General features: G+C 33.8%; 17 protein-coding genes. 6 read left to right on the forward strand and 11 right to left on the reverse strand.

Features of this window, described 5'->3' with window-relative positions:
* Positions 1 to 959 precede the first annotated feature (959 nt).
* Together AC1M36_RS11175 and dnaB are read left to right on the forward strand one after the other, a co-directional pair.
* The gene (locus tag AC1M36_RS11175) at positions 960 to 1826 is read left to right on the forward strand and encodes a DnaD domain-containing protein (RefSeq protein ID WP_336450797.1); all 867 of its coding nucleotides are present in this window, start codon (positions 960 to 962) and stop codon (positions 1824 to 1826) included.
* Positions 1823 to 3112: a replicative DNA helicase gene (gene dnaB, locus AC1M36_RS11180; protein ID WP_479845868.1), complete on the forward strand. Its 1290-nt coding sequence runs from the start codon at positions 1823 to 1825 to the stop codon at positions 3110 to 3112. The genes AC1M36_RS11175 and dnaB overlap by 4 nt, the downstream gene beginning before the upstream one ends.
* Positions 3113 to 3195: 83 nt before the next feature.
* On the opposite strand, the gene AC1M36_RS11185 is transcribed toward dnaB, so the two are convergent.
* Positions 3196 to 4008, reverse strand: coding sequence for a hypothetical protein (locus AC1M36_RS11185; protein ID WP_479845869.1), 813 nt, complete (start codon positions 4006 to 4008; stop codon positions 3196 to 3198).
* Between the two features lie 291 nt (positions 4009 to 4299).
* Here AC1M36_RS11185 and AC1M36_RS11190 point away from each other — a divergent pair, with 291 nt between their 5' ends.
* Both AC1M36_RS11190 and AC1M36_RS11195 read left to right on the forward strand, forming a co-directional pair.
* Positions 4300 to 5376, forward strand: a complete 1077-nt coding sequence (locus tag AC1M36_RS11190) for a response regulator aspartate phosphatase (protein WP_479845870.1) — start codon at positions 4300 to 4302, stop codon at positions 5374 to 5376.
* Between the two features lie 15 nt (positions 5377 to 5391).
* Positions 5392 to 5526, forward strand: a complete 135-nt coding sequence (locus AC1M36_RS11195) for a hypothetical protein (protein WP_479845871.1) — start codon at positions 5392 to 5394, stop codon at positions 5524 to 5526.
* Between the two features lie 458 nt (positions 5527 to 5984).
* Here AC1M36_RS11195 and AC1M36_RS11200 read toward each other — a convergent pair whose 3' ends face one another.
* The gene (locus AC1M36_RS11200; protein WP_479845872.1) at positions 5985 to 6170 is read right to left on the reverse strand and encodes a hypothetical protein; all 186 of its coding nucleotides are present in this window, start codon (positions 6168 to 6170) and stop codon (positions 5985 to 5987) included.
* A gap of 443 nt (positions 6171 to 6613) precedes the next feature.
* Between AC1M36_RS11200 and AC1M36_RS11205 the strand changes: the two genes are divergently transcribed.
* Entirely contained in the window at positions 6614 to 7540 is a 927-nt protein-coding gene (locus AC1M36_RS11205) for a hypothetical protein (RefSeq protein ID WP_479845873.1), read from the forward strand.
* Positions 7541 to 7681: 141 nt separating this feature from the next.
* Here the strand turns inward: AC1M36_RS11205 and AC1M36_RS11210 are convergent, their stop codons facing one another.
* The 9 genes from AC1M36_RS11210 to AC1M36_RS11250 all read right to left on the reverse strand — a co-directional run bounded on the left by AC1M36_RS11210 (position 7682) and on the right by AC1M36_RS11250 (position 16860).
* Entirely contained in the window at positions 7682 to 9223 is a 1542-nt protein-coding gene (locus tag AC1M36_RS11210) for a hypothetical protein (RefSeq protein ID WP_336450808.1), read from the reverse strand.
* Between the two features lie 99 nt (positions 9224 to 9322).
* A complete protein-coding gene (locus AC1M36_RS11215; protein ID WP_336450809.1) occupies positions 9323 to 10372 on the reverse strand; it encodes a glycosyltransferase family 4 protein in 1050 nt (349 codons plus the stop codon).
* A gap of 3 nt (positions 10373 to 10375) precedes the next feature.
* A complete protein-coding gene (locus tag AC1M36_RS11220; protein WP_336450810.1) occupies positions 10376 to 11179 on the reverse strand; it encodes a glycosyltransferase family 2 protein in 804 nt (267 codons plus the stop codon).
* The gene (locus tag AC1M36_RS11225) at positions 11157 to 12377 is read right to left on the reverse strand and encodes an O-antigen ligase family protein (RefSeq protein ID WP_479845874.1); all 1221 of its coding nucleotides are present in this window, start codon (positions 12375 to 12377) and stop codon (positions 11157 to 11159) included. The genes AC1M36_RS11220 and AC1M36_RS11225 overlap by 23 nt, the downstream gene beginning before the upstream one ends.
* Complete coding sequence (locus AC1M36_RS11230) at positions 12358 to 13830, reverse strand: oligosaccharide flippase family protein (RefSeq protein WP_479845875.1); 1473 nt, start codon at positions 13828 to 13830, stop codon at positions 12358 to 12360. Before AC1M36_RS11230 ends, AC1M36_RS11225 begins: the two co-directional genes overlap by 20 nt.
* A 30-nt stretch (positions 13831 to 13860) precedes the next feature.
* Positions 13861 to 14829 (reverse strand): NAD-dependent epimerase/dehydratase family protein, encoded by a 969-nt coding sequence (locus tag AC1M36_RS11235; protein ID WP_479845876.1) that lies wholly within the window; start codon positions 14827 to 14829, stop codon positions 13861 to 13863.
* Between the two features lie 22 nt (positions 14830 to 14851).
* Positions 14852 to 15490, reverse strand: coding sequence for a sugar transferase (locus AC1M36_RS11240; protein WP_336450814.1), 639 nt, complete (start codon positions 15488 to 15490; stop codon positions 14852 to 14854).
* A 13-nt stretch (positions 15491 to 15503) separates the two neighbouring features.
* Positions 15504 to 16124: a CpsD/CapB family tyrosine-protein kinase gene (locus tag AC1M36_RS11245; protein ID WP_479845877.1), complete on the reverse strand. Its 621-nt coding sequence runs from the start codon at positions 16122 to 16124 to the stop codon at positions 15504 to 15506.
* A complete protein-coding gene (locus AC1M36_RS11250; RefSeq protein WP_431613054.1) occupies positions 16108 to 16860 on the reverse strand; it encodes a YveK family protein in 753 nt (250 codons plus the stop codon). The genes AC1M36_RS11245 and AC1M36_RS11250 overlap by 17 nt, the downstream gene beginning before the upstream one ends.
* Before the next feature lie 529 nt (positions 16861 to 17389).
* Between AC1M36_RS11250 and AC1M36_RS11255 the strand changes: the two genes are divergently transcribed.
* Positions 17390 to 18619 (forward strand): helix-turn-helix domain-containing protein, encoded by a 1230-nt coding sequence (locus AC1M36_RS11255; RefSeq protein WP_336450817.1) that lies wholly within the window; start codon positions 17390 to 17392, stop codon positions 18617 to 18619.
* Positions 18620 to 19195 lie beyond the last annotated feature (576 nt).

Raw genomic sequence — 19195 nt, forward strand, 5'->3', positions numbered from 1 at the left:
CAGCATATATTTCTTAGTCATTATAAAACAATCAACAGTTCTACCTGGTATATTAAGTGTTTTATAATATTCCATTTTTATTTGTTTAAAGCAAGTGCAAATATTTATTTACCATTAAATCCTCGTGATAAGGATCAAATTAATATTATGTTAGAACATGTGAATTTTGTTGCGGATATCAAATTGTTGATTTAAGTAGCATATGAAGAAAGAGAGTAAGGTTTTAGGTTAGTTCCAAGTAGGTTACTGCATATAGTGGGGATTTATAAAATGAATGAAAGAGGGATGAACTCTATGAAAAAGACGTTAATCGTAGAAGAAATATCCCTGTATTTTAGATGAAAAGGTGTTTTCTTTAAACATGGATATTAAGAAAGAAGACAAGGATCTTTTATGCGAATGGACGAAGGAGATTTGTGAGTATCGTCTTCATGTGTATTTTGAAAGAAAAAACATGATATCAAAATGAACTGTTTCCTGAATTGGAAATGTTTATTGGAGGAACAGTATGATTAAGAAAATTTGCTATATACTATTTTAGTGCTAGGAGCATTAATGGGAAGATGAATATTTTTAATCATGTATGAAAGATAGAGTTCAAGAAAAAATAAATTTGTGCAAGTAATTAAAAATTTAAAGGTTTCTAGTCTGAGACATTAATACAAATGAATAGCATATTTCCATCCCCCCCAGTAATCATTACTGGGGTTTCCTATAATAAAACAACCCCTCCCAAGCCCCTTACAACCCCATCCCCACCCCCTCTCAATAAATAAATCACTACAAAGAAACAAAAACAAAACAAAAAAACTACTACAAGCATTCCTTCGAAGTAAAAGTAGTCGTAGTCATTTTTTTTAAAATATAAAATAAACCCGCCAAAATTCCTTCTTCATTCCTATATACATGATGGAACCATCAATTACATATGTTTCATTAAGGGAATGGGAGGCATAAACATGGCAGTATACCGTAATGTACAGGTGAATTTTTGGCAGGATGATTTTGTTTTGGATTTGACGCCGGAGGAGCGGTATTTTTATATTTATTTGCTGACTTGTTCGAAGACGACGCAGTGCGGGATTTATCCGCTTCCGAAGCGTTTGGCGGAGATGGAGACTGGCTATAATCGGGAGACTGTTGAGAAGCTATTGCAGCGCTTTGTTGAGTATGGAAAGATATTATATGATGCGGAGACGAAGGAGTTATGCATCCTAAATTGGCTGCGTTATAACCCGATTACGCATACGAATGTGGAGAAATGTGTATTGCGTGAGCTGAAGACTGTGAAAAGTAAAGAGTTTGTCCAAATGTTTCTTCGGAAGTGTTTGGAGGACGAGATGAGTATTCCGCTACTTTTAGAGCAATTCGGTTCGCCTTATGATGTGTCTGATATTGTTACAGAGGAACTGATTAATCAGTATGGGGCAGAGGAACAATGTGAGGAAGAGGAGGAAGAAACGGGAAACGGTGTATTTCTGTTTTATGAACAGAATTTCGGTAGTTTGTCGCCTTATGTGGCGGAAGAATTAAGTGAGTGGGTGACAGATTTATCGGAGGAGCTAGTTTTAAAAGCACTTCAGATTGCTGTTGAAAATAATAAGCGGACGATTGGTTATGTGAAGGGAATCTTGCGGGAGTGGCATAGAAAAGGCTATATGAAGCTTAGTGAAGTGGAACAGGCGGAAGTGAAGTTTCGGAAGAAGGAGCCGCCTGGTATGCAAGAGACGGAGAAGTTTTTGGCGGAGTGTGAAGAGTGGGAGAAGAATACTCCGTCTGAAGAAGAGTTGCAGAAGTTCTTGCAGGAGCATGGGTGGCGGCCATGAGCATTCAAAATATCGAGGCAGAACAGACGGTATTAGGTTCTTTACTGCTTGAGGGGGAATTGATTCAGGAATGCCGGCTTACTGAACATCAGTTTTCTGCGGCGGTGCACCGAGCGATATTTAAGTTGATACGGGACATGGAGGAAGAAGGGCAACCGATTGATCTTGTTACGCTTATTGCTAGGGTGGATTCCGGCTTTTTGAAGCAAGTTGGTGGTATTGAGTATTTTGTAAATATGATGGAGAGTGTTCCTACGACGGCGAATTTCGCGTATTATGAGGGACTTGTTTGGAGTGCGTGGAAAATGAATCAGGCGGGGAGTGCGGCGCACAATATGTGTGAACGGCTTCTTGCGGAGAAGGATGAAAAAGTGATCGGTGAGACGATTGCGAAACTTTCTGAACTGGAAGAAGGGAAGTGTACGCTTGATTTTGATTTGAAGGGTACGTTAGTCGATCTTTATGAAGAGCTCCATCAAGATACAGATGAGGTAACGGGCATTGAGACAGGTTTTACAGCTTTAGATAAAATGACATGTGGCTTGCAGGAAGGTGACTTCGTTGTGATTGGGGCGCGGCCTTCGATTGGAAAAACGGCGTTTGCCTTAAATATTGCGCTTCATGCGGCGAAATCGGATGCGGCAGTTGGATTGTTTTCTCTAGAGATGAGCAATAAGCAATTGCTGAAACGAATGCTTTCTTGTTTGGGCGGTGTATCAGGAGAACGGCTGAAAAATCCGAAGCATCGTTTTACGATAGACGATTGGGGGAGAATGAGCCGGGTCTTTGCAGAGATTGGGGATCTGCCCATGGAAATCTATGATAAGGCCGGCGTTACAACGCAAGAGATTTGGATGCAAGTGCGCAAGTTAAAACGAAAGTATGAGGATAAAAAGCTGCTTGTGATGATTGATTATTTGCAGCTTATTACAGGTGATTCAAATTATAGAGGAAACAGGTTTCAAGAAATGAGTGAAATTTCCCGTAAACTGAAGTTAATGGCACGTGATTTAAATGTGTGCGTTGTAGCGCTATCGCAACTCTCCCGCGGAGTGGATTCACGTCAAGATAAGCGTCCGTTTTTATCTGACTTAAGAGAGACAGGGCAGATTGAACAGGATGCCGATTTGATTATGCTTATGTACCGGGAAGATTATTATGATAAAGAGACAGAGCATAAAGATATTACAGAAATTCAGATAGCAAAGCATCGGAACGGGCCTGTTGGGATGATGAAGCTGCGTTTTTTGAAGGAGTTTGGGAAGTTTGTGGAGGGGGAGGGATAGAAATGTTTTTTGAGTCCTTTAAAAAGAAAAAGGATAGATGCAGTAGAATGTTCTAGAACTATCTATCCTTTTTATCTTATAAATTATTGTGCTTTAAATTCAATCACTTGCTCTTGAGTGGTTGCTTGACCATTTAAAAGCCTTTTTGCTGTTATGTAAATAATTGTTTTCTTCGAGTCTTCCAGCTGACCAATTGCATACTTTACATTCATGTTATCATTGCTTAGTCGCCACTGTTCACCATTCCATCTTCCAGTTATTTTTTGACCATCGTCAGCTAGGATTTTATCATCGTAATTTAGTGTACCAAACTCTGTTTTTAATGTATTGCTAGCAAAATCAATTTGAACTTTGTTTAATAATTTGATTGGAGAACTCGTTTGAATCTCGTATACATTGTCACTGATCTTTTTGAAGTGAATTTTTCCTTCTTGTTCTTTAACAAGTTTCATATATTGATCAGATGATAAGAAGAATTCATATTCTTCTTGTGTAATTCCCATATTTTCATGGTACGGTAATCTTTCTCCAGGTTGTACAGTTTTTAAATATTCCATGTACCAATCATGATTTTTCTGAATACTCGCTTGCGTTTTTTTAGTAATTTCCTCAAATTTTTGTTTCTTATCTTCTTGCATTTGTATTGTCATAATATCAGCAGTTGTTTCTGATTCTACTAATAATGGTGTGATGGAATCTTTTGTACTCTGATTAGTAGGTGATAAAACTTCTTCAGTTTTTTTCGGATTTGTATCCTGTTTATCCTCATTTTTTGTAGATTTCGTTGTTTCTTCTGCCGCATTCTTTTTTGTATCGACTGGTTTACTTTCAGTAGAATTATTACATCCAGCTAATAAAAAGGAAGTTGTTAGTGCCCCTAATATGATTTTTTTCATTAAAAACTCCTCCGTCTTTTTTTGTGAAAAATAAACAATACCATAATTATACATTGAAAATATTACCATAAAAATTGTTGTTTTTGTGGAGGAGGGTTCAAAATAACTTGGTGAGTTCTACAACTAAAATAATCTTCATCTGCTGCAATTGACCTCCTTTTTAAAAGTATGAAACGTTATAGTTATATGTTGGAAATAAAAGTCTAGAAGATGAATTTTCTCAACATCCTGTATATACAAAATATGCTAGGATGAAGGTAAAACTTAGTTGTAGATAAAGGGGGCCACGAAATGAATATTCAATTAAAAGAAAATGAAAGAGTTACACAAATGTTAAATAATTGGCATCACGAAATCCGTAAAAGAAATATAGAAAAATCTCGTGAATTAAAAAGTGAAATTGAAAAGTATATTCATGATGTAAATAATGATCAAAATGTGCATCTACATTATGCTTTATTACAGTTTAGATTTCAGTATTTAATAGATAGTTTGAGTATCGGGAAAGATAGTTTTAATAAAATAGAAGAGTTCGGAAAACCAACTGATGTTCTATTATCGTATTACTATCACTTTTTTAAAGCAATGCATTTAACTATGACTGGTGAATATAATTTGGCTAAAAATCAATATGAGGAAGCAGAAAAGAAATTGCAGCATATTTCGGATGAATTAGAACATGCAGAATTCTACTTTAAGCTCTCTACTTTCAGTTGCCATAACCAACAATATGTTTTAGCTTTAAAACAAGCATCTAAGGCTAAAGATATCTTTTCTAAACATCGAGGTTATGAATTGAATATTGGATACTGTAAAAACGTTTCAGGGTTGGTTTGTATACATTTAAAGGAATACGAATTAGCAGAGGAATATTTAATTTCTGCAATGGATATATTCCAAAAACAACAAGAGGAACAAGCTACTTTATATGTTCGACATAATCTAGGATTTATGTATGCTAAACAAAATTTATCGGACTTAGCAATTCGGTATTTATCCGAAGTAACTAATAAAATACCTAAGAACTATCGGGCGATATTACTTGAAGCATGCGAACATGCCAAAACAGGTAATAGGGAAAAAGCGTTAGAACTTCTAAACCAAGGGTTAGAAATTAGTCTGGAATTAAAAAACGAAGAGTATAAGCACCGTTTTAATATTTTACTAGCAATAAACAATGATTTGCCAGGGGAACAATTAGAAGGAATAGTACAAGCAGGAATGGTATATTTTGAAAGAGAATTCCTATACGAATACATAAATGAGTATAGCGAACTATTAGCAATTAAGTTTTACCAAGAAGATAATCATGTAAAAGCAAGTAAGTATTTTTATCTCAGTTCGCAAGCAAGTAAAAAACATTCATGATTCGGGGGTGATAAAATGAAAAAAACACTTTTAACTTTAATGGGAATTATTACAGTGTTTACTCTTACGTTAGACATTAACGATACCACAAAAGAAGCAGCAGCTACTGAAGAAACAGTATTATATTCAGATGGACATACTGGCGGTTGATAAATCAGGTATTTATTGTGAAACCTATAGTACACCTTACAACATGTAAGGTGTTTTTTATTGTTTCTATAATAGTTTTTAATGGAATACTTATGCAATTGAGTATGAAATAATGCATCACCCGAAGGAGTTTAAGCTCCTTTATCCAAATCCAGATATACCTATGTATCTTGCTAAAATCCCTCTAGAGAGGAATGGAAAAATCAGCTTCTCTTTTCCAAATGATCGTTTTAATTACATGAAAAAACTTATAAAGGAGATAGATAATAAACTAACCTGTTTCTAATAACGTTAAAAGATTCAAGCTTTGAACTAATATGGGGTATCGCCAACATCGTAACGAAAACATATGTTAAGCAAGGGGCAACATGAAAAAACATTGATTTAGCTACTCTAGGCAATGTATATATAAATGAAATTTTTAAATCAAACAATATAGATCAGCTTCTTCTATCTCTCTAACGCACAGAATCTTCTTCTATTGGTTTGAGCTGGATTTGAATAATATCATTGGGTGTTAATCCAAGTGATAGCATTTCCTTTTTAAATGTTTGCCCAGGTTTAACTTTAACAGATATGATACGGTTATCTCTTAATGTATAAAATCGCATGTAATGTGACTTCTGTTCTTTCTCTTGATTCATTCGTGCTTCCTCCAATGGATATACCTTGTGTAATCATTCATATACTAAGCCTACAGTATCTATCTTAAGATTTTCTTAAATTATGTAATGTTTGTTGATAATTCAGAGGTGAATCTGTAAGGAAAAGAAATACACCTTTTGCTTGCAAAAAATATCTATCTGCACGAAAATAAAAGAGGTAAGGGTTGTAAAAAATGTTATAAAATCCAATTAGTCTCTTTTTAGTAAAATATCCCCTATCAATAAAGATTAAAACAGCCTTATTCAAAGGAGTTTTTTATACTTTTCTTGCTTAGGGGAGATTATATCGGTTCTTAAGGAATGTATGGTAGTCTTTTAATCTTTTAATCTTCTTTCATGAAAGTATTAGTATTTAAAGGCAACAATAGGGTATTCATATATAACGAACCGAAGAGAGGAAACTAAATATGAGGATGAGTACGATGAAAAAAATGATTGGTTTAATCTTCTTAGGTATAGCACTCGTTATTTTTGTTCTTTACTATCAGAATCATTCTAATTCAGATCGAAAAGAGAAGGTATACGTTGAGGATTTTAAAGGGACAAATGATTCTGATAAAATTCAATCAGCGATTAATAAAGCAAAGGATAATAAAATAAAGACTGTTTTGCTTGATGACAAAAAGTACAAGATTACTTCACCTATCGTTGTGAAGCAAGGTGTTAAGTTATTATTCGGGTATGGAACGCAGTTCATTGTTGATGGTAACTTCAGAGTGATTGAAATAGAGAAGAATGCTTCAATTGAAGGGGCCTATATTGCCATTGATGATGCGAATTTTAACTCGGAAGTAATCTATTTAGATGGTAAACACAAATATTATAACACTTGGAACAAAACATATATAAAGGATATAAATATTATCAATTGGTCTGAAACGAACAAGGGAACAGGTATATCGTTATACGCTGGTGGAAGAGAACATGAGATTTCTTTTGTTAATTTTGAAAACGTTAAGGTAGTAGGAATGAAGAATGGAGTAAAGTTAAAAGTAGATAGACCGAATTCTGGAGATGCTTGGATAAATGCGAACCGGTTTTTGAATTTCTCTTTAGAGGATTGTGTAAACATGATTTACATGGATAGTCATTCAACGATACCGAATGAGGCGAGTGGGAATCAATTTACTAATTTACAGATACAACCTTCAAGTAAAACAAAAAGTGTTTTGAAGGTGAGCGGACAACACAATGAGTTTCATGGGATGGTGTGGGATTTGAACCAGATCAAGCATGAGAATGCTATTATTGAGCTTACGGATAAGAGTATGGATACGACTATTGATCTTTCTTCTGTGCCTACGAGCAGAACCTCTGATAGGGGACAAGCAAATAAAGTGAAACAGTAATTGTAATGTTCTCTCAATTGGACATTGCGAGCCCCCTATGAGGCAATTATGACGTATAAGTTGAATGGGGCATGATGATATAAAGTGGAGCGTTTTCGAATCCTCTAAGTGGCAGAAGGTGAATCTTAGTTTGTTGTATTCTTATAGTTTAGACGTGTTAATTTGCCCTTGATCATTTATACTCAATTTCCATTTTGTTCCGTTCGGGGAGGTCAACGTCACGGCATTCCCTTTTTGAAATTCTAAATCTCCATATAATGTGCCGCCAGTAGTTGGAAACCATGAGGAGCCATGCTGTAAAGATGATTTTGCGAATATTCGATTTATACGAAATCTCTTGTGATCTTGTGTATATCCGCTTAGTGTTAGTTTAACTTTATACAACGTAGTTGCTCTTACGTCTGAAATTACGGTGTTTCCAACATTAAACTGGAGATCTTTAGCAACCTCCCATGGTCCGTTTAGGCTCCGCTGATATTCGATTAAAATACGACTTGGACTTTCATTCCATCCAAAATAGATACCAATACAATTCAGCATTTTAATAGGCTGCTTGAAAAAATCTAACTCGATTACAATTGGTTGAGTGCTAGGAACATCTAGGTAATTCACACTTTGTTCATCGAGTAGGTTAAAACAATTATTAATATGTCCCCCATAAGGGGCTTTTCCAGAAAGTTGGCGTATTGTATAGCGGGTATTTGCGTTTACTAAGATATCATCTTGATTTCCAACTAGATGTGCTTTTCCTAATGCAAGGGGAGGGTATATAGGAAGAGATTCTTCATGTGGTGAGGTAAAATGGTTGTATAGGCCACGATCAAGAATAGATGTGGAGGCTTGATTTGAGAATAGATAGTTATGATGAGAAGTGGAAGAAAATTCGATAACGAGAGGAGGAGTATCCATACGAAAGACGTCCCATATTACTCCATCAAACATATTATAGGCACCGGAGCATCGGATTACTTTCTTTGTTTGTTTCCGGCATTGTACTTGGATTCCGGTAAAGGTGTTCCCAGAAATTTCGTAAGGTAATTCACCATTTCCTACAATCTCGATACCGTACTGACAACCATCTATGAAAATAGAATGGAAGGAGTTTGCATTAATCCAGCAAGGATTGTTTATATCCTCGAGCTTTTCTGTTTTTAAATAGATAGCCGTATGAAAGTTTGTGATTTGGATTGAGTGTGCCTTAACGAAACTTATGAAATCCCATGCTTTTGTGCAAGAGAAATGAATTGCGATACCTTGGTAAGTGGTTGTACGGTTTATGATATTCAAATTTGATATAGAAGTGTGATTATGAATTTCTATTTGCTGGGCACCGGAAAGAAAAAGAACGGATGAGTTAAAGCTATTATCCACGATTTCAATTGAACCACCAGAGATTGAAGAGTTTTTTTGAAGCTCGAACACTTGGAAATTCCCTTTGACGATTAATGTTACAGTGGGATCCATTTCAAGGTGTACATTCGATTTCATAACAATAGGAGAGGATATGGTGTATTGTTTCTTCCCGGTGATAACAACTTTGGAATAATTGTTGGTCACGCAATAATCAATGGCTTCTTGAATAGCTTGGGAATTATTTGGTAAATCTGGACTGGCACCAAAACAATCAATATGAACAATACTTTGATTTTGGCAGTCTTCAGCAAAGTTAAGAGGTTCTGTCAATTTATAACACTCCTTATATAGTGGAATATTATATAATATGCATGTTTTAGAAAATGCATATCAATATTAAAAAAACAAACGATGATTTCGTTTGTTTTTTTAATATTGATATGTTTCGAGTGTAGAATGAATCATGTTTGAGAGGGAAAAGGATGTTTCTACTTTTTCTCTTGCCGCTTTTCCTAAACTCTTTCTTAAGTCTTGATTGTTATGAAGTAACTGAATTTTTTTGGCGAATTCTTTTTCAGAGTGATGGGAAATGAGAATGCCGGTTTCCTCATCTATAATCGCCTCTTTGATACCACCAACATCTACAGAAATAATAGGGGTTCCAGAAGCCATTGCTTCAAGGACTACCATCGGAAATACTTCTCTTAGGGACGTTAGAAGCAACATGTCCATACTGCAAATAAATTCATAAGGATTAGATGTATTCCCTAAAAGCTTCACCTTATGATTTAACTTGAAATCACGAATCATTCTTTCGATAAAGTCTCGTTCAGGTCCATCTCCAGCAATATAAAACATTACGTTCCCTATATCTTTTAACTCATTTGCAATTTTTAAAAAAAGTTCGTGGTTTTTCTCTTTTGATAATCGGGCTAAAATTCCAATATTGAGGGTTTCTTTAGGTTGTATTTGTTGAAAAGAAAAGTGTTTTATATCAACACCATTGTAAATCGTTCGAATAAGGTCTTTTCTTATACCAAATTGCAGTAATCTCTCCTTCTCGAAGTTACTCACTGCGATAATTCGATTCACATGTTGATTTAACACTTTTTTAAATAGCGCAGGGAACTTTTTTTCGAGTATTGTAACATTATGTTTTGTATAAACTAGCTTCATTTTTCTTCCCGTGATTTTTTTTATTACGATGGAATACAGTAACATTCTAAGACTATTTGCATGGATCACATTAATGTCCAATTTCATCACTTGTTTACGTAATGTATAGAGGTTAGCAGGGTGATTGTTAAGATGTAAAGGAATAAAATGATGTTTATTATGGATTTGATTATACAACTCACCTGTGGCAGCTGCTGAATAAAACGTCATGTTTTCATCTTTGAGATGGTTTTCTAATTTGCAAAAATACATCTCAGCGCCACCTGTTATGAGTTTGTCGGTTAATAGTAGAATATTGCTCATTTTTTATTTCCTCCCACTGGACATAGAAGTAGGTTGATTTCCTCTGTTTTTTTTATATGCATGATAGGCATATTGACTAAAATAAAAGTTAGCTTTTACAAAGTTTAATTTTTCTTGGTTTCGTAACAGTTTCCAATATCGGTAGGCAGCTTTTAATTTATTCCTTGAAGTAGAATTACTTACAATGCGGTAGTTAGATAAAATCTTTTGTAAACCATGGGCTTGATATCCTAGCCGTAATAATATTAACCATAGAGCAGTATCTTCAGGTTGGATAATGGGCATTTCAATTTGTTTAAATTGATGCCTATCTAACATCACTGTTAAACAGCCAATCGTTGTATTTCCTAGCAGATATTTATAATCTACAACTTTCGGTGCATGAATTTTAATATTCATAGAATTTCCTTGTTCGTCAATTAAAGAGTAAGAGGTAAAAGAAAAAGCAAGATTATCTTTTTGCATAAAAGCGACTTGTTCTTCTAGTTTGGTAGGTAACCAGAGATCATCGCTGTCTAGAAAGGCGATATAATCTCCTTGAGCTTCTTTTAATGCTATATTTCTAGCCCTAGCAGCACCAGCATTTTGATCTAAAGTAATAAGTTTAATTCGTGGGTCTTTTTTTATATATTGTTTGATGACATGGACTGAGTCATCTTTTGACTGGTCATCAACGATAATCATTTCCCAGTTAGCATATGATTGAGTCTGAACGGATTCAATGGTTTCTTTTATAAAAGGAGAGCTGTTATAAGAGGGAGTGATAACAGAAACCAATGATTCATTATTTTTTTGTGTGTATATCATAAAAACCAGCCTCTTTTCTTTCATATACAGAAATATATTTTAAAGCAATTGCTAAAAAGGAGAAAAGTGCTTCATTAATCATGAGAGAAAGGGATATCATCTGTAATAAAAAAGCGAAAAGTGTAAGAATAATAAACGGTTTTTCACGATGCAATTTCGTTTTAAAGATCTTGATTAGGAACAGGAATAAAAAAGAAAGGTAAAAAAGAAAGCCAATAATTCCTGCCTCTACTAAGATTTCTAGATATGTATTATGAACATATAGTCTTTCATTATGTTCAAATGCATAATAATCCGAAAAATTAAAGGCGCCGATTCCCAAAAGGGGATGAGACATAAAATAGTGAATCGCCTGTTTCCATAATTCAAATCGACCACTTCCGTTATCAGAAGAAAAGTCATTGATACGGCTGGAAATAATCTGATTCAAATCGATTTGCATAAAAGAACATGCGACGTAGATGGCAACTAGACATAACAGAGCAACAAGTATCATTTTTACCTTTTTTAGAAAATCCGCTAACAGTATATATAAAATGATAACGAGTATTAGGGCGACAATACCGCCCCTGGAAAAAGTAAGAAGGTTGGTAATAATACATAAGATGAATCCAAATGAGTTTTTAAATCCTTTTAAGTGTGTTAAGTAAAAACAAAAAAATAATGTATTATAAAAAATGAAGATGTTTGGGTCATCAAGTAGTCCAATTAATCTTGGATAATCCCTATCTAATAGTAATCCGTAAGAGGTAATCTCAACGCCTGTTGGGGATCCTCCGGTTATCTGCAGTCCAATTATGTACAATAACAAACTCGTAATGTTAAATAGTATCCCGACATTTGCAATGGAAGATTCAATAGCACGAATTGAAGCTTGCTCCATCATATATCTCATAATGAAGTAGCAAATAAGGACAAGGATTACTCCTAGAATGACGCGAATACTTGATTCAGGATACTGTGAAAAAGCACCGCTTAGGCAATAGGTAAAATAAAATAAAAGCAATAAAATTTCATAATGATAAAGAGGGCGAAAGTAAAAGTTTCGAAAGTAAATACAGAAAAAAATGGCTAGAAAAATCATGTAAATTTTTAATGAAAAACCGATGGACAAATTATATTTACTAAGTGTAATAAAAAATAACAAAAGAAAAACTTCTAAAGTAGAAGTATTTCTTTTAATTTGTAATCTTTCCATTCTCCCGTTGTCCCCCGTCTTTTAAATGATTGATATTCTGTTGTTTTTTCTTTCTTATAAAATCTTCAATCAAGTCCCGGATTGTTCGATCAAATAGTAAAACCATCGTAGACATTAAGATAATGGTAGAGAACATGGCTATAAAAGGAAACTTATATAATAAGTAGTGTAATAGGATAAAACTTATCGAAAAGTAGGTTCCATATGGAATAATGACTTTATTTAATACTGCTCTTCTGATTGGATTAGCTAATATATAACCAATCAATGATACGATTTCCATCGTTAAAACAGAAAAAGCTGCTCCCGCTATTGCATAAGTAAGACTCAGATAATAAAAAGACACTAAGCCAATAGAGATGGTTATAAACTGAACAATAGTACGGCGGTTTTGCAGTCCTCTTGTTGTGAGACCATCAGCTATGGCGATGTTAAATCCTTGTAAGACAATAATAAAGGACAATATTTTTAACGGTTGAACCGCAGATCCCCATTTATCTCCAAATAAAATCGTGATTAAATAGGGAGATAAATAGAATAGAGATATTGTCATGCACATCCCAATCAAGGACATAAATTTCATTTGCAGGATATTTAGTTCTGTATGTTTCTTCACCTCCCCATGACTATAATGTTTAAATAACAGTGGGAAAAATGCACCTGCAATAACCCCTGGAATTTGATAGAGGGCTGAGGGGATCCGGTAAGCTACTGCAAAGAGCCCAACAAGTCCTAAGGGAAGTGTTTTTTCTAATACTAATGGACCTAGTTGCGGAGTTAAGATAATAAATAACCCACTCATTAAGAAAGGACTAATATGGATCAGTAATTTTTTTTGAAAAGGGACTTTCCATTGAAATTCCATGTTTTTTCTGAGTAAATACAGACAGTAAATCCCACCGACTAAATAAGAAAAACCATATAAAAAAGCTGTTACATGTATATCCACCTTGAAGCTTATGCACAAGATGGTAAATATGACTAAGATAATGGATGAGAAGATTTTTATAGATGCGATAAATTGCATTCTTTCAGCTAATTGAAAGTAGGTTATTCCGATGCTTTGCAGCACGAGTCCGATGATTAAAGGAATCATTAAACTATACATCATATAAAGAATTTGTTGTTCATGGTAAAAGATATGGATACCGAAAGAAAAAATAATAAATGTTAACAGTAAACATACTACTCGAACTTTTATATAAGAAAAAAATGTAGCATGGAGGTTTTCCTGTTTTGATCCGTCACGAAGGAACGTATTACTAACTCCTAAATCTGTAAAAAAATGCATGACCATGGAAAGAGCTAGTGCTACACTAAATATTCCATAGTTCTTTGAGTTAAAGTAATTTGCCAACAGTATGAGCGTACTTGCATTTAAAACATTAGCTAAAATTGTACTGTAAAGTAAGTGGAATATATTTTTAATAATTGAGTTTGTTTTCTTATTCACTTATTTCTCTCCCAATTTACAACTGTAAAGTTACTTAAGTACAGATGTAGGTTCTTTTCCACTAGATAAAATAGGGTCTTTTTGCTTAAGGTAATAATCATATGTATTCGCAAGACCCTTTTCCAATGAATATATAGGTTGCCAGTCTAATTTTTGAATGCTCTTTTTATTGCAGAGCAAGCTTTCTTTGAGATCACCATCTTTTGCAGGTTGATAAATGGGGGATACATTTTGTTTTCCAATTGATTGAATCATCGAGAATACTTCATTGATACTTGTACAAGTGGATGATGATATATTGAAAGTACCGCTCCCATTATATTTCAATGCTTGAAGATTGGCGCTTGCTACATCGTCTACATAGATAAAATCTCTTGTTTGTAAGCCATCCCCGTAAATAACAGATTGCTCCTTTTGAATTACATGGTTGATGAAAATTGAAATAACTCCGCCCTCGCCGTTTACAGTCTGCCTTGGACCATAAACATTGCTGTATCGAAGAATGACATAGTCTATATCATATAATTCTTTTGCGAGCTTTAAATATTCCTCTGCTGTTTGTTTAGAGACGCCATAAGGTGATAAGGGACGAGTAGGGTGTGAGACTGGAATAGGCATGATTTTCGAATTGCCATATACAGCTGCTGAAGAAGCAAATATAATCTTTTTAACACCATATTTCTGAGAGAGCTTTATGATATTTGTTGAACCTATTATATTGATTCTTGCATCATTTGTTATATTTGAAACGGAGTTTTGTACGCTAATTTGTGCAGCTTGATGAATTACAAAGTCAGGCTTAAATGTTTTCATCGCTTTTTCTAATGCTCCTTCATCTTCTACGCTATCAAAGAAAGCGATCCCTTTTGAATGAACATTATTTATGGATCCGGTGGATAAGTTATCATACACAGCAACTTCATAATTATGATGAACTAATTTTTCTACAATATGGGATCCGATAAATCCGAAGCCCCCCGTTACTAGCACTTTCTCCATTTTTTCTTCGCCCCTTCAATATTTATCTAGCTCCATTTCCAGTAAATACAATGGCCAATGTTTGACATAAAATCTTGATTTCCATAGTGAATGATCGATGCTGGATATAATATAAGTCAAATGCTAATTTTTCTTCAGGAGTTAAATCATATCCACCATTTACTTGTGCCAACCCTGTTATTCCAGGTGTTACAAGTAAACGATGTTTAAAATTAGGTAATAACTTATCAAACTCTTTATAGAAATATTCTCTTTCAGGTCTAGGGCCAATGAGAGACATATCTCCTTTTAACACGTTAATAAATTGAGGGATTTCATCAATTCTTGTTCTTCTTATAAACGCACCTATTCTTGTAACCCTAGGGTCCTCTTTAGTTGCCCACTGAGGGCCGTTTTTTTCAGCGTCTAAAAACATGGAGCGCAATTTTATTAATTTAAAGCCTCTGCCATCTTTTCCTAGACGCCATTGATAAAAGAAGGGAGAGCCGGTTGATTCAATTGGGATAAGGATGCAAAAAAGAATTAAAATGGGTGATAAAAGTAACAGCATGAATAACGAGACAACAAAATCTACCAGCCGTTTAACAAGAAGGTAAGATGAAGTTGATAGAGGTTTTACTTGTATTTCTACCTGTCTATCAATCTTTATTTTTGGATCCAAAAGTTACCCCCCTTTATGAAATAATGACTGCACCGATTATTTCATGTTTGCTATGTTCGAGTTGTTTTCTTACACTCGCAATTTTTTCGAACTTATCACGACCTTCCTGTATCATTAAAACAACGCCATCACAATGTTTTGCGAGGATTTGTGCATCTGGAGTGTTTAGGAAATCGGATGTGTGAAATAGAATGATATCAAAATGCTCTTTCCACTCCTCAATTAGGATTGGGAAGGTCTCTAATGTTAACAATGTCATTGGCTCATAAAGGTCTTCACCTGTAGATAAACAAGATAGATAATCCGTTATTTCTATTGCAGTATCCTTATTTTGCTCTCTTAAAAGTAAGTTGCTTAGGCCAAATGAATGATCGATATGAAACACATGGTGTAAAGAAGGTTGACGCAGATTCGCATCCACTACCAATACTCGTTTTCGTTGTTCTGAAAAAGCTAGGGCCAAATAAGCAGTAGCATTGGTCATCTTTTGTGTTTGTGCAAGGGAAGTAATCATTAATATTGACTTTTCCTTTTGAAAGCTCGGTTCAATCTGGTTACATATACTATAAAATCGTTCTTTGATGGCGATGTCATGTGGATTAAACAAATATTTCCGCTTAAATTTGATGGTCATTATGTTCACCTCGTTTCATAGAAGGTAAGATTTTATAAGCTGTTTTTTGTTTGTTTTTTCTTTTTTTTGTATGTAAATTCACCCTTCCTAATAACGGGATTCCAAGATGTTCGAGTTCTCGATTGTTGTAAGTGGAATCATCAAAGTGTTCTCGCAGCATTGCCATGCCAATTCCGGCAAAAAAGCTGATTATGATGGAAATAGCTATAATGAATTTGGGCTTTGGAAAAAGTAGTTCAGCTTCTTCTGTCATCTCGGAATTATTAAGAATATTAAGTTGATTTGCATTTGCATAGTTTTTAAATTTAGATATGGATTGATTTACGACAGATTGTGCAATTTTTTTAGCTAATTGTGGATTGGAATCTTTCACTGAAATTGTAATAATCTGTGAATCATTTCTATTCGTAACGGAAACCTGTTTAAGCAAATCATAGCTTGAACGAGTCAGGTTTAACTCTTTTTTTACGCCTATCATGATATATGGGCTTTTTATAATATCCATGTATGACAGAGCGAGCTGCTTGTTATCTTGCACTCTATTTACTGGATTTTCCTCTTTTTCTACGCCTAAAGATCCGGCAAGAACTTGGGTGGAGTACTGATAGATTGGTTTCATAAGGTACATGGATGAAATAATAATGAACCCGTTAGTACAAATTGTCGTAAGTATAATGATTAAGAATCGCCTTTTTAAAACTTGTATAAACTCTTTTATTTTTACTTTTTCATTCATTTAGTTCACCACTTTTTCAATTTAATAGTAGAGTTTTGGCGTAATTTTCCGAATGGGAATTATCACCTTTGATTTTGAAAAGGTCCTTAGCACATTTATACTAGGGCGAAGAATTTTAAACCTAGCATCTGAACAAAAACTGAACAGAATTCTTCTTCTCGAATTTTTACTATGCAGGGCATAGCCACATCGTCATCAAGTTAAGAGTGACAAGGGGTATATGTGAGTGTGTGTTGGAAGTTTCTATGACTACACGAAAGGTGTGCCTAACAAATAAATCAATCAAATGGATACTGGAATAAAAAAGTTCATCATTATGATATTGCATCTTATAAATCTAAATAATAAATGATTTTTCTGAATATTTATGGTAAGATTTTGATATAAATTGTATTTTTTTGAAATTAATAGAATTTTTTAGTGTAATTTCACTCTTCACAATGTATTTATCAATCCATAAATGTAGTACATAAATGTTTGGTTTTTTATATGAAGCTTTATTATCTTATCTAGTTAAAAGGAGAATATAATGAATCATTCTATGGATATACAATATTTGTGTGATATCTTATATCAAACATTTCAAGTATCTATTCAATTTGTATCTACAGATGAAAAAATCTTATATAAATCTACTTCTAATGATATTTGCAGTCCTTTTTATTCTTCTAAGGAAGAACAACTTAGTGAACTTTTTCAAGAAAATGACCCCTATAATTTTCCGCTTATGAGAGGAAACAGTTATCTAGAAAATTTCGTTTTCATTCACGTAGTAGACCATGAATCTATAAAAGGAACCTTTGTTATTGGACCTTCTGCATATCCCAAGGTATCAGAAGATATGGCCATTAGACTTATGAATGAATTTGGAAAAAATGCTAGCATACAAGACGGAATTGACTACTATCATTCCATACCTGTAATAAAAAAAATAACTTTAATTGATATAGGAATTTTATTGCATTACATGATTTTTAAAGAAAAGTTAGATGTCGGTGCTGTTTGGAGTGAAAATAAATTATTGGAGAAAACTTCCTATGAAATTGCGAATCCTGATTTATATATTTCAGCCCGTCGTCAAAATAGTCCTAATCATTACGATATAGCATTGGAACGGAAATTTTTCACATGTATTAAAGAAGGGAACAAAGAAAAATTAATACAATATGCATATGCATTTCCGCAAGAAGATGCTGCAATTTCATCAAAAACAAATCAACTAAGAAATCAAAAAAATAATGGCATTATGGCCATTACTCTAGCTACTCGTTATGCGATAGAGGGAAATCTCCCATCAGAAATTGCTTTTTCGCTTAGTTCTCTCTATATGGAGACGATTGAACAGCTAGATAATATGTATTCAGTCAATAGATTAATTGAGGATGCTTTATGCGCTTTTGCTGATCGTGTTAAAGAATATAGTATTCAAAGATATTCGCATACAATTACTACATGTTTAAATCATATTAGCAAAAACATTTATCATGAAATATCTCTCAATAATCTCGCTACGCTGCTTGATATGAATCCTACTTATTTATCTAAATTGTTTAAACAAGAAGTGGGAATCCCTTTTAGTGAATATATTCAAAGGGAACGAGTAGAAGAAGCGAAAAAACTATTAACATTAACTACATATCCACTATCAGATATTTGTGCTTGGCTTAACTTTTACGATCAAAGTTATTTTACAAGAGTTTTCAAAAAAATATGTAATATGACTCCTAGGCAATACCGTGAAAGACATACAGTGGTATAGGATACACTAACTTAATTTACCTCTTCATTTATAAGTAATAATACTTTTGTTTTGAATTTTTTCCATGTGTTAAAAATATATGATCTATTTTTTTATGATTTTGCTAACCATATGAATATAGTAGGGAAATGGATTTTAAATAAAGAATTTATTTGAATAAGTATAAGAATAGAACAAAATAGTTAAGAGATGTTTGCTTTTTCATGTTCGTCCCTTTTAACGTGGATTAAATAAATGTTTGAAATAAAAAAGAATCCCATATTTCTTGTGGGACTCTTTTTTATTTTGTATAGAATTTGTTGACTTTATTATGAAGATTAGTCAAAGGTATAGTTTGAATTGTTTTACCTAACAAAGATATGTCATGTGATTTGCATTTTCTCGTTTCCCTTATATTAAATTCCTTGTGTCATATTTGAAAGATTTTAAAAATTTTTAATCATCGAGTGTTCAATAGTATTTTCATTTATTGTCAAAGCGTGTTATATTTTGTAGCAATAGATAGTTAGAGGAGGCTGGTTTGTGTTCGTATATACCAAAGTGAAATGAGTACATATTAGAAATTTATAATTATTC

The sequence above is a fragment of the Bacillus sp. Medicinal_06 genome, from assembly GCF_056711665.1.